This is a genomic window from Pararhizobium sp. DWP3-4, from assembly GCF_049898205.1.
GTDB lineage: Bacteria > Pseudomonadota > Alphaproteobacteria > Rhizobiales > Rhizobiaceae > Pararhizobium.
The window spans coordinates 193,195-206,417 of record NZ_JAFCXF010000001.1 but is presented as its reverse complement, the minus strand read 5'-3'; the positions used below and the strand labels follow the sequence as shown (position 1 = coordinate 206,417).

At 60.7% G+C, this 13,223-nt stretch carries 13 protein-coding genes; 8 read left to right on the top strand and 5 right to left on the bottom strand.

The window, feature by feature from the left end:
• Positions 1-12: 12 nt before the first annotated feature.
• Genes ACP7E6_RS01005 through glpK form a run of 3 tightly spaced genes read right to left on the bottom strand, consistent with a single transcriptional unit; the run spans position 13 to position 2,289 of the window.
• On the bottom strand, positions 13-435 hold the full coding sequence (locus tag ACP7E6_RS01005) for a type II toxin-antitoxin system VapC family toxin (protein WP_426227096.1): 423 nt from the start codon (positions 433-435) through the stop codon (positions 13-15).
• A complete protein-coding gene (locus ACP7E6_RS01000) occupies positions 432-737 on the bottom strand; it encodes a type II toxin-antitoxin system Phd/YefM family antitoxin (RefSeq protein WP_426227094.1) in 306 nt (101 codons plus the stop codon). Before ACP7E6_RS01000 ends, ACP7E6_RS01005 begins: the two co-directional genes overlap by 4 nt.
• Positions 738-795: 58 nt before the next feature.
• Complete coding sequence (glpK, locus tag ACP7E6_RS00995; RefSeq protein ID WP_426227092.1) at positions 796-2,289, bottom strand: glycerol kinase GlpK; 1,494 nt, start codon at positions 2,287-2,289, stop codon at positions 796-798.
• Between the two features lie 222 nt (positions 2,290-2,511).
• Here glpK and xdhA point away from each other — a divergent pair, with 222 nt between their 5' ends.
• The 3 genes from xdhA (at position 2,512) to xdhC (ending at position 7,318) form a co-directional block, all read left to right on the top strand.
• Entirely contained in the window at positions 2,512-3,987 is a 1,476-nt protein-coding gene (xdhA, locus tag ACP7E6_RS00990; protein WP_426227090.1) for a xanthine dehydrogenase small subunit, read from the top strand.
• 169 nt (positions 3,988-4,156) lie between these two features.
• On the top strand, positions 4,157-6,499 hold the full coding sequence (gene xdhB / locus ACP7E6_RS00985; protein ID WP_426227088.1) for a xanthine dehydrogenase molybdopterin binding subunit: 2,343 nt from the start codon (positions 4,157-4,159) through the stop codon (positions 6,497-6,499).
• 24 nt (positions 6,500-6,523) lie between these two features.
• The gene (xdhC, locus tag ACP7E6_RS00980) at positions 6,524-7,318 is read left to right on the top strand and encodes a xanthine dehydrogenase accessory protein XdhC (RefSeq protein WP_426228484.1); all 795 of its coding nucleotides are present in this window, start codon (positions 6,524-6,526) and stop codon (positions 7,316-7,318) included.
• 3 nt (positions 7,319-7,321) lie between these two features.
• Here xdhC and ACP7E6_RS00975 read toward each other — a convergent pair whose 3' ends face one another.
• Positions 7,322-7,906, bottom strand: a complete 585-nt coding sequence (locus ACP7E6_RS00975) for a TetR/AcrR family transcriptional regulator (protein WP_426227086.1) — start codon at positions 7,904-7,906, stop codon at positions 7,322-7,324.
• 83 nt (positions 7,907-7,989) lie between these two features.
• On the opposite strand from ACP7E6_RS00975, the gene ACP7E6_RS00970 reads away from it, so the two are divergent.
• Both ACP7E6_RS00970 and ACP7E6_RS00965 read left to right on the top strand, forming a co-directional pair.
• Positions 7,990-8,958: an alpha/beta fold hydrolase gene (locus ACP7E6_RS00970; protein WP_426227085.1), complete on the top strand. Its 969-nt coding sequence runs from the start codon at positions 7,990-7,992 to the stop codon at positions 8,956-8,958.
• Positions 8,959-9,004: 46 nt separating this feature from the next.
• Positions 9,005-9,298, top strand: a complete 294-nt coding sequence (locus ACP7E6_RS00965) for a putative quinol monooxygenase (RefSeq protein ID WP_426227083.1) — start codon at positions 9,005-9,007, stop codon at positions 9,296-9,298.
• Positions 9,299-9,341: 43 nt separating this feature from the next.
• Here the strand turns inward: ACP7E6_RS00965 and ACP7E6_RS00960 are convergent, their stop codons facing one another.
• Positions 9,342-9,608: a hypothetical protein gene (locus tag ACP7E6_RS00960; RefSeq protein WP_426227081.1), complete on the bottom strand. Its 267-nt coding sequence runs from the start codon at positions 9,606-9,608 to the stop codon at positions 9,342-9,344.
• Between the two features lie 37 nt (positions 9,609-9,645).
• Here ACP7E6_RS00960 and ACP7E6_RS00955 point away from each other — a divergent pair, with 37 nt between their 5' ends.
• The 3 genes from ACP7E6_RS00955 (at position 9,646) to guaD (ending at position 13,193) form a co-directional block, all read left to right on the top strand.
• Positions 9,646-10,554, top strand: coding sequence for a LysR substrate-binding domain-containing protein (locus ACP7E6_RS00955; protein ID WP_426227079.1), 909 nt, complete (start codon positions 9,646-9,648; stop codon positions 10,552-10,554).
• Between the two features lie 81 nt (positions 10,555-10,635).
• Positions 10,636-11,874 (top strand): urate hydroxylase PuuD, encoded by a 1,239-nt coding sequence (gene puuD, locus ACP7E6_RS00950; RefSeq protein ID WP_426227077.1) that lies wholly within the window; start codon positions 10,636-10,638, stop codon positions 11,872-11,874.
• Positions 11,871-13,193 (top strand): guanine deaminase, encoded by a 1,323-nt coding sequence (gene guaD, locus ACP7E6_RS00945; RefSeq protein WP_426227075.1) that lies wholly within the window; start codon positions 11,871-11,873, stop codon positions 13,191-13,193. Before puuD ends, guaD begins: the two co-directional genes overlap by 4 nt.
• The last annotated feature ends 30 nt before the right edge of the window (positions 13,194-13,223 follow it).

Here is a 13,223-nt window from a genome sequence, read left to right as displayed (position 1 = left end):
TTTCCAGTCGGGTCAGGATTCCCATGGATTGAGCAGACGCACCCCTGTGCCCGTAAAATCCCTGATATTGCGGGTAACCACGGTCAGGTCGTAATGGAGCGCGGTCGCCGCGATGATCGCATCCCGTTCCGGCCGTTTATCTGGAACATGCAACCCAGCACAAACAAGAGCCACCGCATCGTCCAATACCAGAATGCGATCCCCGAAGACCCGAGGAATATAATCGGATATCCAGGCTTTAACATGCGCAGCCTGCCGCTGATCACGGCGTCTCAACGACAGATAGCCGACCTCCAGCTCCATGATCGTGATGACGGAGAGGTACATCTCTTCCGGATCGACGTTCTCGCCCCAATCCTTCACGCACGGATGACACCTGCCGCTGGCAGCCTTGCGAAACTCGGAAATGACGTTCGTATCCAGAATAAATTTCACGAGAAATCGGGGGTTTTAAGACCCCAGTCCCCTTTCATTTCCGGAAACTCGAAGTCGTCATCCACGACCTCCAATCCCGGCATAGCCAGAAGTTCGAGGATATTTTTCCTGTGATTTCCACCAGACGCCTCCGCATCCGGGAGATCGCCTCTGTCATTTGTCAGCTTCTGATATTCCTCGATCGACAAAAGCACATGAGCAGGGCGCCCCCTGTCAGTAATAAACACGGGTCCATCTGCTGCAGCTTTCTTGGCACGCCCGGTGTCCTGGTTGAATTCCCGGCTGGACAATGTGGTGCTCATCGGCGCCTCCGTTAATTTGTAGCAACGTTACTACATTTAATGTCCGGCTTCAATATTTCTACCCGTCGCTCAGTGTCCGCTTCACCGCATTGCGCCAGCCCTTCAGCTTTCCGGCGCGGGTCTTTTCGTCCATCGTGGGCTCGAAACGCTGATCTCTAGCCCAGGATTTGGCGAAATCCGTCTGGTTCGGCCAGACCCCTGCCCGGCTGCCGGCAAGCCAGGCAACGCCGAGCGCCGTGGTTTCCAAAATGGTTGGCCGGTCGACCGGCGCATCGAGCAGATCGGACAGGCGCTGCATCGTCCAGTCGGAAGCGACCATGCCGCCATCGACACGCAGGACGGTTTCCCTTCCTTCGCTTTTCCAGTCCTTGTGCATCGCATCAAGCAGATCGCGCGTCTGGTAGCAGACGGCCTCAAGAGCGGCGCGGGCAAACTCGGCCGGGCCGGTGTTGCGCGTCATGCCGAATATTGCCCCGCGCGCATCCGGATCCCAATGCGGCGCACCAAGGCCGGTGAAGGCCGGCACGAGATAGACTTCCTGCGACGGATCGGCGCTTGCGGCCAGCGTACCGGTATCGGATGCCGCCTTGATGACCTTGAGGCCGTCCCGCAGCCATTGCACGGCGGCACCGGCGACGAAGATCGAGCCTTCCAATGCATAGGTGGTTTCGCCGTCGAGACGGTAGGCAATCGTGGTCAGCAGGCGGTTCTTCGAGCGGACGATATCCTTGCCCGTATTCAAAAGCGCAAAGCAGCCGGTGCCATAGGTTGATTTCATCATGCCCGGCTGGAAGCAGGCCTGGCCGATGGTTGCGGCCTGCTGGTCGCCGGCAACGCCCAGGACCGGGATTTCTGCGCCAAAGACTGAGGCGTCTGTGACGCCGAAATCCGCCGCACAGTCGAGCACCTCGGGCAGCATCGCCTCGGGCACGCGCAGGATGTCGAGCAGTTCGCCATCCCAGTCATTGGTGACGATATTGAACATCAGCGTGCGCGACGCATTGGTCGCGTCGGTGACGAAGGATTTGCCGCCGGTCAGCCGCCAGATCAGGAACGTATCGACCGTGCCAAAGCACAGATCGCCCTTCGCTCCACGCGCCCGCGCACCTTTGACGTTGGCGAGCATCCAGGAGAGTTTGGTGCCGGAAAAATAGGGATCGAGCAGCAGGCCGGTCTTTTTGGTAAAGGTCTTTTCCAGCCCCTGGCGTTTCAGCTTGTCGCAATAGGAAGCGGTGCGGCGGTCCTGCCAGACGATGGCGTTGTGAATGACCTTGCCGCCGTCACGCTCCCAGACGACGACCGTCTCGCGCTGGTTGGTGATGCCGATCGCCGAAAGCTCGCTGGCCTTGATGCCGGCCTTGCGAATGGCTTCCTTGATCGCCCAGACGACCGTGTCCCAGATTTCCTCGGGATCGTGCTCGACCCAGCCGGATTTCGGAAAGTGCTGCTTGAATTCCTTCTGCCCGGACCCGGCGATTTTCTGGTCCCTGTCGAAGACGATCGCGCGGCTCGATGTCGTGCCCTGATCGATTGCGAGAACATATCCGCTCATCTTGCCCCTCCCAGCTTTTCTTTTGCCCGCACTCTCCTCAAGACCGCAAGCCATTTCAAAAACTTCAATACGATACAAAAACGAATGTCAAACGAAAACAAAACGCAAGCTAACAAGCCTTTTTAACGGGCGAAAAAGCCGGACGGTGATGGTAGAAACACAATTGTCACCGTGCCGGTTTTGGGCATAGTTTCAAGAGTCGAAATGAAAAGAAGAGACAGCATGATACAGTCCGCCGGCAGCATCCGTTTCATCCTGAACGACCGGGAGATTGCGCTGGACACCCTGCAACCGACCGCGACGCTGCTCGATTTTCTGCGGCTCGAAAAGCGGCTGACCGGCACCAAGGAAGGCTGCGCCGAAGGCGACTGTGGTGCCTGCACCGTGCTGGTTGGGCGGTTGTCAGGCGGCGAACTCATCTACGAAACCGTCAATGCGTGCATCCGCTTTACCGGCTCGCTGAACGCCACCCATGTCGTCACCGTCGAGCACCTGGCGGCAAAGGACGGAACGCTGCATCCGGTCCAGCAGGCGATGGTCGATTATCACGGCTCGCAATGCGGCTTCTGCACCCCCGGCTTCGTCATGTCGCTCTACGGCCTCTGGCTGTCGAAAGACAATCCCGGCCGCGCCGATATCGAAAAGGCGCTGCAAGGCAACCTCTGTCGGTGCACGGGCTACGAGCCGATCGTCAAGGCGGCGGAAGCCGTGGCAAAGGCGAGACCCGATGCCGTGTTCGACCCTATCGTCAAGGTCCGCGAAGATATCATTGCCAAGCTGAGCGCGATCCGCTCGACGCAGACGATCCGCATGGGAACCGGCGATACCACCCTGATCGTGCCCGGTACGGCGGCCGATCTTGCCGACGCGCTGGCCGATCATCCGCAGGCGACCATCGTTGCCGGCTCCACCGATGTCGGGCTTTGGGTCACCAAGCAGATGCGGGAACTGAACCCGGTCATCTTCATCAATGGGTTGGAAGACCTTCAGTTCATCCGTGAGACGGAAGACGGCATCCTGATCGGCGCCGGTGTCAGCTATTCCGCCGCCTTTTCAGCCATTTCCGCCCGCTATCCCGCCTTTGGCCGCATGCTCGACCGGCTGGGCGGCGAGCAGGTGCGCAACATGGGCACGATCGGCGGCAATGTCGCCAACGGCTCGCCGATCGGCGATACCCCGCCGCCGCTGATCGCGCTCGGTGCCAGCGTTAATCTGCGTTCGAAAGCCGGTGAGCGCACCGTGCCGCTCGAAGCCTATTTCATCGAATACGGCCGCCAGGACCGTAAACCCGGCGAATTCGTCGAGAGCATTTTCGTGCCGGACCTGCCGAAGGACGATCATTTCGCCGTCTACAAGATTTCCAAACGCCGCGACGAGGATATCTCCGCGCTCTGCGGCGCGTTCCGGATCGCGCTCAACAGTGACAACACCGTCGCCTCCGCCCGGATCGCCTTTGGCGGCATGGCCGGGACGCCGAAGCGGGCGTCACATGTCGAGGCGGCACTGATCGGCAAGCCCTTGACCGAGGAGACCGTCAAGGCGGCGCAGGCGGCATTCGATCTGGATTACCAACCGCTGACCGACTGGCGCGCCACGGCCGCTTATCGCATGCTGACGGCGAAGAATTTGCTGTTACGGTTTTTGCTGGAGACTTCGGGGCAAAAGGCGGAACTCGTCCGGTTTGAGGTGACGGCATGAGTGCGGGCGGCAGCTTTCCTCTTCTCCCCAGCGGGGAGAAGTGCCGAGTGAAACGAGGCGATGAGGGGGTCTTGCGGCAAACGCCTGCCCACTTGGCTCCCCCTCATCCGGCCTTTCGGGCCACCTTCTCCCCGGTGGGGAGAAGAGAAAGAAGCGAAGGATCCCGCTGATGGACAACTCCACTTTCGAGCAACGCAAGACCATCGCCGGATCGATGCATTCGAACCTGCGGCATGACAGCGCCCACAAGCATGTATCGGGCACCGCCGACTATATCGATGACATCCCGGAACCGGCAGGAACGCTGCACGGCGCACTGGGGATGACCGACCGCGCCCATGCGGAGATCGTTTCCATGGACCTGTCCGAGGTCGAGGCGACACTGGGCGTCATCTGCGTGCTGACCGCAAAGGACATGCCGCATTCCAACGATATCAGCCCCAGCCATCTCGACGATGAGCCGGTGCTGGCCGAGGGCCTGGTGCAGTTTCATGGCCAGCCGGCATTTGCCGTGATTGCCGAAACCCGTGACATTGCCCGCCGCGCCGCCCGCAAAGCAAAGATCACCTATCGCGACCTGCCGCATCACACCGATATTCTCGATGCGCTGGAAAACGGTGCCGAGGTCGTCACCAAGCCGCTGACCTTGTCGCGCGGCGATGCCGAGGCCGAACTGGAACTGTCCCCACGACGCCTCACCGGCCGGATGCGGATCGGCGGACAGGAACATTTCTATCTCGAAAGCCATATCGCCATGGCCATTCCGGGCGAGGACGACGACATCACCGTCTGGTCTTCCACCCAGCACCCGAGCGAGGTGCAGCACATGGTTGGTCACGTGCTCGGCGTTCCCTCCAATGCGGTCACCGTGCAGGTCCGCCGCATGGGCGGCGGTTTTGGCGGCAAGGAGACGCAGGGCAACCAGTTTGCAGCACTGGCCGCTGTTGCCGCCAAGAAACTCAACCGCGCCGTAAAATTCCGGCCCGACCGCGACGAGGACATGACCGCGACCGGCAAGCGGCACGATTTCCTGGTCGATTACGATGTCGGCTTCGACGACGACGGCCGCATCCATGCGGTGAAGGCCAATTACGCGGCCCGCTGCGGCTATTCCTCGGACCTGTCCGGCCCGGTCACCGACCGCGCGCTGTTCCATGCCGACAGCTCCTATTTCTATCCGCATGTGAAACTGACCTCGCAGCCCCTGAAGACGCACACCGTCTCCAACACCGCCTATCGCGGTTTCGGCGGGCCGCAGGGCATGGTCGGCGGCGAGCGGATCATCGAGGAGATCGCCTATGCGCTCGGTAAGGATCCGCTCGATATCCGCAAGCTGAACTTCTACGGCGAGAAAGGCTCCGGCCGCGATCTGACGCCCTATCACCAGCAGGTGGAAGACAATATCATCCAGCGCATCGTCGCAGAGTTGGAGACAAGCGCCGATTATCAGGCGCGGCGCAAGGCGGTCATCGACTTCAACACATCGAGCCGCATCATCCGCAAGGGCATCGCGCTGACGCCGGTGAAATTCGGCATCTCCTTCACCATGACCGCCTTCAACCAGGCGGGCGCGCTGGTACATGTCTATCAGGACGGCTCCATCCACCTGAACCATGGCGGCACGGAAATGGGCCAGGGGCTCTATACCAAGGTAGCCCAAGTTCTGGCCGACAGTTTTCAAGTCGATATCACCAACATCAAGATCACCGCCACCACCACCGGCAAGGTGCCGAACACCTCGGCAACCGCCGCCTCATCCGGCTCCGACCTCAACGGCATGGCGGCTCATGACGCCGCCCGGCAGATCAAGGAACGCCTGGTCGCGTTCGCCGCCGAGCGCTGGCAGACCGATGCCGGTAACGTCTCTTTCGTACCGAACCACGTGAAGATCGGCGACGAACTGGTGCCCTTCCCTGATTTCATCAAGCAGGCCTATTTCGCCCGCGTGCAGCTGTCGGCGGCCGGGTTCTACAAGACGCCGAAAATCCATTGGGATCGCAATACCGGCCGTGGCACCCCGTTCTACTATTTCGCCTATGGCGCCTCCGTCTCCGAGGTTTCGATCGACACGCTGACCGGCGAATACATGGTCGATCGGGTCGATGTGCTGCACGATGTCGGCAAGTCGCTCAATCCGGCGATCGATATCGGCCAGGTCGAAGGCGCCTTCGTGCAGGGCATGGGCTGGCTGACGACCGAGGAATTGTGGTGGGATGAAAAGGGCCGTCTGCGCACCCACGCGCCATCGACCTACAAGATCCCGCTCGCCTCCGACCGGCCAAAGATCTTCAACGTCAAGCTGGCGGAATGGGCCGAGAATGCCGAAATGACCATCGGCCGCTCCAAGGCGGTCGGGGAACCCCCCTTCATGCTGCCGATCTCGGTGCTGGAAGCCCTGTCGATGGCCGTTGCCAGCGTCGCCGATTACCGCGAGTGCCCACGGCTCGACACGCCGGCAACGCCGGAACGCGTCCTGATGGCCGTCGAGCGCCTGCGGACAGGACAAGCGTAAAGAGCCATTGAAATGAACTTTGCAATCGACAGCCTCGACGCGTTCCTTGAGCGCGAATACAAACTGGTCATCGTCGAGATCAAACAGACCTTCGGTTCGACGCCGCGCGAAGCCGGCACCTTCATGCTGGTGTCGCCGACCGATGCGCATGGGACGATCGGCGGCGGCCAGATGGAGCATATGGCCATCGACAACGCCCGCGCGCTTCTGGCCGGCGTCAGCGACCAGGTCGAGATGGACATTCCGCTTGGGCCCGATATCGGCCAATGCTGCGGCGGCCGCATCGTCCTGACGTTTAGCATCTGCGATGACGCGACGCGCGCAGCACTCGATCTGAAACTCAAGGAAAGGCTGAAAGCGTTGCCGGAAGTCTGGCTGTTCGGCGCCGGCCATGTCGGCCGGGCGCTGGCCGATGCGCTGCTGCTTTTGCCGCTGAAGACCTATGCGGTGGAAACGCGAAAGAGCGAACTCGACCTGATGTCGGCCGGTGCCAGCCATCGGCTGGTCGCCATGCCCGAGGCGACCGTCAAGGATATTGCGCCCGGCTCCGCCGTCGTCATCCTGACGCATGACCATGCGCTCGATTTCCTGATTGCAAGAGAAGCGCTCGCCCGCAACGATCTGGCCTATGTCGGCATGATCGGCTCGAAGACCAAGCGCGCGACATTTGCAAGCTGGGCAAAGCAGGAAGGTCTGGGCGACGATGCGACCGGCAGGCTGATCCTGCCGATCGGCGGCAAGACCGTCAGCGACAAGCGCCCTGCGGTGATTGCCGCCATGACCGCAGCCGAGATCCTTGGCGCACTCAACGCGCAGTAACGTTTATGGGCGCGCGGCACTGGCGCGGATCAACGCATGCGCGGCCTCGCCCGCCGTTTCCATATAGGACGGATCGCGGTGCAGAAGGACGACGGCAAAGGAACCATCCAGCAACAGGATCGTCTGCCGGGCGAGCATTCGGGCCTGCGCGCCCAGCTCCGCTGCCTCGAAGACACTGTGCAACCAGTCCTCGACCCGCCGCTTGTGGGCAGCGCCGATCTTCATCGCCGGATGGCCGGGCATGTTGGCAAGTTCTGCCGACGTTCTCAGAAACCCGCAGCCCTTCCAGCGCGGATGCCGCGCCGATATCGCCAGATTGAAAAAGATACCCCGCACCTTGTCGGCGACATCGCCTTGCGTTTCCGCAAACCATCGCCTGAACAAATTAAGGTTGGGCTGATCGCGCATGTCGAGATAGGCGGCGATCAGATCGTCCTTGCTGTCGAAATGGTAGTAGAGCGTGCGCTTGGTAATGCCCGCCTTTTCCGCCACCGCATCGACGCTGACGGCACGGATTCCCTCGGCGTAAAACAGTTTTGAGGCGGCAGAAACGATACGGTCGCGGGTGGGAAGTGCCGATGTTGCCATGCCGCAATGTATACCGACCAGTGAATATACACAAGCAATGCTCTCGCCTACGGTATCCCCATCGAAACCGCTGGAGAGAGACCATGCTGGAGATGGAAGGAAGGCCCATCGGGATTGTCTGCGAGGACGGCGTCCGGCTTGGCGGCCATCTCTGGGCAGGCATGGGCAACAGTGCGTGCGGCAGCGTCGTCATCAATCCGGCAACCGGCGTTTTGGCGCGCTACTATCATTCCTATGCGCGGTTTCTTGCCGGTCACGGCTTCACCGTCCTGACCTATGACTATCGCGGCATCGGTCAGTCCCGGCTCGCCGCGCTAACCGGCTGCAACTATCGCTGGGCGGATTGGGGCGAGCAGGACTTTGCCGCAGCACTTGGCTTTCTCCATGAACATGCTCCGGATGGCCCAAGGCTCGTGGTCGGCCACAGTATCGGTGGATTCCTGCCCGGCTTTGCCCGCAATGCACCGCTGATCGACCGCATGCTCACGATCGGTGCCCAATATGCCTATTGGCGGGATTACGCCCCTGCCCGGCGCCCCCACCTTCTGCTGAAATGGCACATAGTCATGCCGCTCCTGACAGCACTGTGCGGATATTTTCCCGGCAAGGCGCTCGGCTGGCTGGAGGATCTTCCGGCTGGGGTGGCGATAGACTGGAGTTTTCGCCGGTCACGGATGGAACTCAGCCATCCCTGCGACGACCGGCCCGATATCTTGCGGCGTTTCGCCGCTGTCACCGCCGGCATTCTGGCGATTGGCGTCACGGATGACGAGATCGGAACCCCGCAAGCCATTCGCCGCGCGCTGCAATATTACCGGAATGCCGAGCCCGTCGAAGTCGCACTATCACCCATCGAGTTCGGCCTGGATCGCATCGGCCATTTCAGCCTCTTCCACACACGCCATGCTGCCGGTTTCTGGCTGGATAGCCTGCTCTGGCTGCGCGACGGCATCAATCCCTGGCCGGGAAAACCGTTCGGCAAAGAGGTTGAGACCAGCAAGGACGCCTCTTTCACCACCCGTTGTTATATTCTCGCCAAGGGCCTGATGTGACGCGGACAAGCCTGCACAAGGCCCTTCCAACTCTTCGAGAGAAACAATGCCCTATGTTCTGATCATCCACGAAGTCGCCGACTATCCTGCCTGGAAAGGCATCTTCGACGCCGCCGCCGGGATGCGCCGCGATGCCGGCGAAATCGCCTATCAAGTGCTGAAATACGACACCGATCCCAATCGGATCGTTCACTATTCGCTCTGGCGCTCGCTGGATGCGGCGAGAGCTTTTTTCGAGTCGGAGCGGCTTATCGAAATCCGCGCCCAGGCCGGCGTCAAGGCGCCGGAATTCATCTATCTGGAACAATTGGAACGCGGCGTGCTGGACGCATCCCGCTAAAATCATGCCGCCAGAATATCCGATATGTTCCGGCGAACGGCTTTTATCGCGTCAGATCCGCTTCCTCGCGCGGGTCGCGCCCGTCCAGAAAACCCAGGTCTCTCTTCATGTATTCGGACATGACTTCGAGATCGAGCGGCGGATATTTGGGTTCCAGTCCGCGCAACAGCCCGGCCAGCCAAAAACGCCATCCGGCCTTGCGTGTTTCCGGTATTGGTTGATATCTTTCAATTGCTTGGCAATCCATGGCGGCACCTGTTGTTTTCCTGAATGTGATTGCAGCATGCGCGCAAACATGCTCCAATTCCAATCGAACAACCGTCTGCGTGCATCAAGAGAACTTATCCATGAAAATGTCGAAACAGTTTCCGTTGAATGCGCTTCGGGTATTCGAAGCGGCGGCAAGGCTGGGCAGCTTCACCAAGGCGGGCGCTGAATTGGGCATGACCCAGACGGCGGTCAGCTACCAGATCAAGCTGATCGAGGAGAATATCGGCGAGCCGCTGTTCCTGCGGCGGCCCCGCCAGATCGTGCTGACCGACGTCGGCCAGCAGCTCGCCCCGCGCGTCAGCGAAGCCTTCGAGATGCTGCAGGAGGCGGTCTCGTCGGCCCGTGGCGACATCAACACCGCTCTCCAGATCAACTCGACACCGACCTTCGCCTCTCAGTGGCTTGCCCGTAATATCGGCAGCTTTCAGCTCGCCCATCCGAACATCGCCGTGCGGCTCAGCACCACCGAAAAGTTGATCGATCTCATCGCTGAGTCCAGCGATATCGCCATTCGCGCCGGTGTTGGCGTCTGGCCCGGGCTCGACAGCCATCCGTTGATGCGCAGCGAGTTCACGCCGATGCTCAGCCCGGCCCTTGCCGAAACGGTCGGCGGTATTCACGAGCCGCGCGATCTGTTGAAACTGAGGATCATCGATGCTGCCGACCCCTGGTGGCGGATCTGGTTTACCGCCGCCGGCGTCAGCGATCCGGATCTCGAGGGCCGGCCGACCAGCCGGCTCGGGGCGCAGAGCTTTGAGGCACGCGCGGCTGTCGCAGGCCAGGGCGTCGCCATCCTGACCCCCGACTTCTATGCGGATGACGTTGCGCTCGGCAGGCTTTACCAACCCTTCGAACTGCGCTGCAATGATGGCCGCGACTACTGGCTGGCGTATCCGCATGCCCGCCGCAATACGCCGAAAATCCGCGCCTTCCGCGACTGGATTCTGGGGGAACTCAATCCAGAAACCAGCGGCGTCGCCAAATAGCACGTGACGATCACGTCGCCCCCTTCCCCCACCGTGGATTTTTGCGCAAGGTGCGCAGACGAAGCATGAAAGGGGACCTCAATGTACGAATACGCCATCGCCTGGGAATGGCTGGCTTTTGCCGTTCGCTGGCTGCATGTGATCACGGCGATTGCCTGGATCGGCTCGTCCTTCTATTTCATCGCGCTCGATCTCGGCCTGGTGAAGCGTGATCATCTGCCCGTTGGTGCCTATGGCGAGGAATGGCAGGTGCATGGCGGCGGCTTCTATCATATCCAGAAATACTTGGTTGCGCCTGCGACCATGCCGGAACATCTGACCTGGTTCAAATGGGAAAGCTATGCCACCTGGCTGTCCGGCTTTGCCATGCTCTGTCTGGTCTATTATGGCGGCGCCGATCTCTTCCTGATCGACCGGCATGTGCTGGATATCTCCTCGACCACGGCGATTGCCATCTCGATCGGCTCACTCGCAATCGGTTGGATCTTCTACGATCTGCTGTGCAAATCACCGCTCGGCAAGAACACCTGGACGCTGATGGGCATTCTCTATGTCGCGCTCGTCGTCATGGCCTGGGGCTATACGCAGGTCTTCACCGGCCGCGCCGCCTTTCTGCATCTCGGCGCGTTTACCGCGACGATCATGTCGGCCAACGTGTTCTTCATCATCATGCCGAACCAGCGCGTCGTCGTCGCAGACCTGATAGCGGGTCGCACGCCGGACCCGAAATACGGCGCCATCGCCAAGCAGCGCTCGCTGCACAACAACTACCTCACCCTGCCCGTCATCTTCTTCATGCTGTCGAACCATTACCCGCTGGCCTTCGCCACCGACTATAACTGGGTAATTGCAGCGCTGGTCTTCCTGATGGGCGTCACCATCCGCCACTGGTTCAACACCACCCATGCCAGAAAAGGACGTCCGACCTGGACCTGGATCGTCACCCTGATCATTTTCATCGTCATCATCTGGCTTTCCACCGTGCCGAAAGTGCTGACCGGCGAAGACAAGGCCGAAGTCGCGCCCGCCTTCCAGCAATTTGCCGCCAACGCGCATTTCCCGGCCGTCAAAGACGCGATTTCGACGCGCTGCTCCATGTGCCATTCCGCCGAGCCGGTCTATGAAGGCATCAACCGGCCGCCGAAGGGCGTCGTGCTGGAAAATGACGCGGAGATTGCTTCCCACGCCCGCGAAATCTATATCCAGGCCGGGCGCAGCCATGCGATGCCGCCCGGCAATATCACCGACATGACCAGTGACGAACGCAAGCTTTTGACCGCATGGTTCGAAAGCGCGGTTTCGGAAGGCAAGACAGAATGACCGCTACCCTCATTCGTGGACGCACGCTGAGCTTCAGCCGTGCTCCCTTGAGCATCGACGATACCGGCGCTTATACCTATGAGGCCGACGGTGCGCTGCTGGTCGAGAATGGTCTGATCCTGGCAAACGGCAGCTATGATGCCGTCAAGGGACAGGCAGCCGAAGACGTCATTGAAATCGACCACCGTCCGCATCTGATCCTGCCCGGTTTCATCGACACCCACCTGCATTTCCCACAGATGCAGGTGATCGGCTCCTATGCCGCCAATCTGCTGGAATGGCTGAACACCTATACGTTTCCAGAGGAATGCCGCTTCGTCGAGACGGCACATGCTGAGCGCATCGCCGGAAAATTCTTTGACGAAATGGTCCGCCACGGCACCACGACGGCGGTTGCCTATTGCTCGGTGCACAAGGCCTCGGCCGACGCCTTTTTCGCTGAAGCGCTGAACCGCAACATGCGCATGATCGCCGGGAAGGTGATGATGGACCGCAACGCGCCGCAGGGCCTGCTCGATACGCCTCAGATGGGCCATGACGAAACTCGCGCCGTCATCGAACAATGGCACGGCAAGGGCCGCAACCACGTCGCCATCACCCCGCGTTTTGCCATCACCTCGACGCCGGAACAGATGTCGGCTGCGGAAGCCTTGGTGCGCGAGTTTCCCGATCTGCACGTGCAGACGCATCTTTCGGAAAACCGCGACGAGATCGATTTCACCTGCTCGCTCTATCCGGACGCCATCGACTATACCGATGTCTATGCCCGCTACGGCCTGCTCGGGCCAAAGACCCTGTTCGGTCACGCGATCCACCTGTCCGACCGCGAAATGGATGCGATGAGCGAAACCGGCTCGATCGCCGTGCACTGCCCGACCTCCAACCTCTTCCTCGGCTCCGGCCTGTTTCCGCTCCGGCAGTTGATGACCAGAGAAAAGCCGGTGCGCGTTTCCTTCGCCACCGATATCGGCGGCGGCACCAGCTATTCGATGCTGCGCACCATGGACGAAGCCTACAAGATCCAGCAATTGCTGGGCGAGCGGCTGAACCCGCTGGAAAGCTGTTATTTCATGACACTGGGCAACGCTCAGGCGCTGTCACTGGAAGACCGAATCGGCACGCTCGCCCCCGGCACCGATGCCGATTTCATCGTGCTGAACATGGCGGCGACCCCGGCCATGGCACTGAAGGCGGAGGTGGTGACCTCACTCGCCGACGAACTTTTCCTGCTGCAGACCATGGGGGATGACCGGGCGATCGTCGAAACCTATGTGGCGGGTGCAGCGGCAAAGGCGGGGCTGGCCGGCGCGGTTTTTTAGCCTCGCCGAAGGGGTTGATTGTGACAGTAC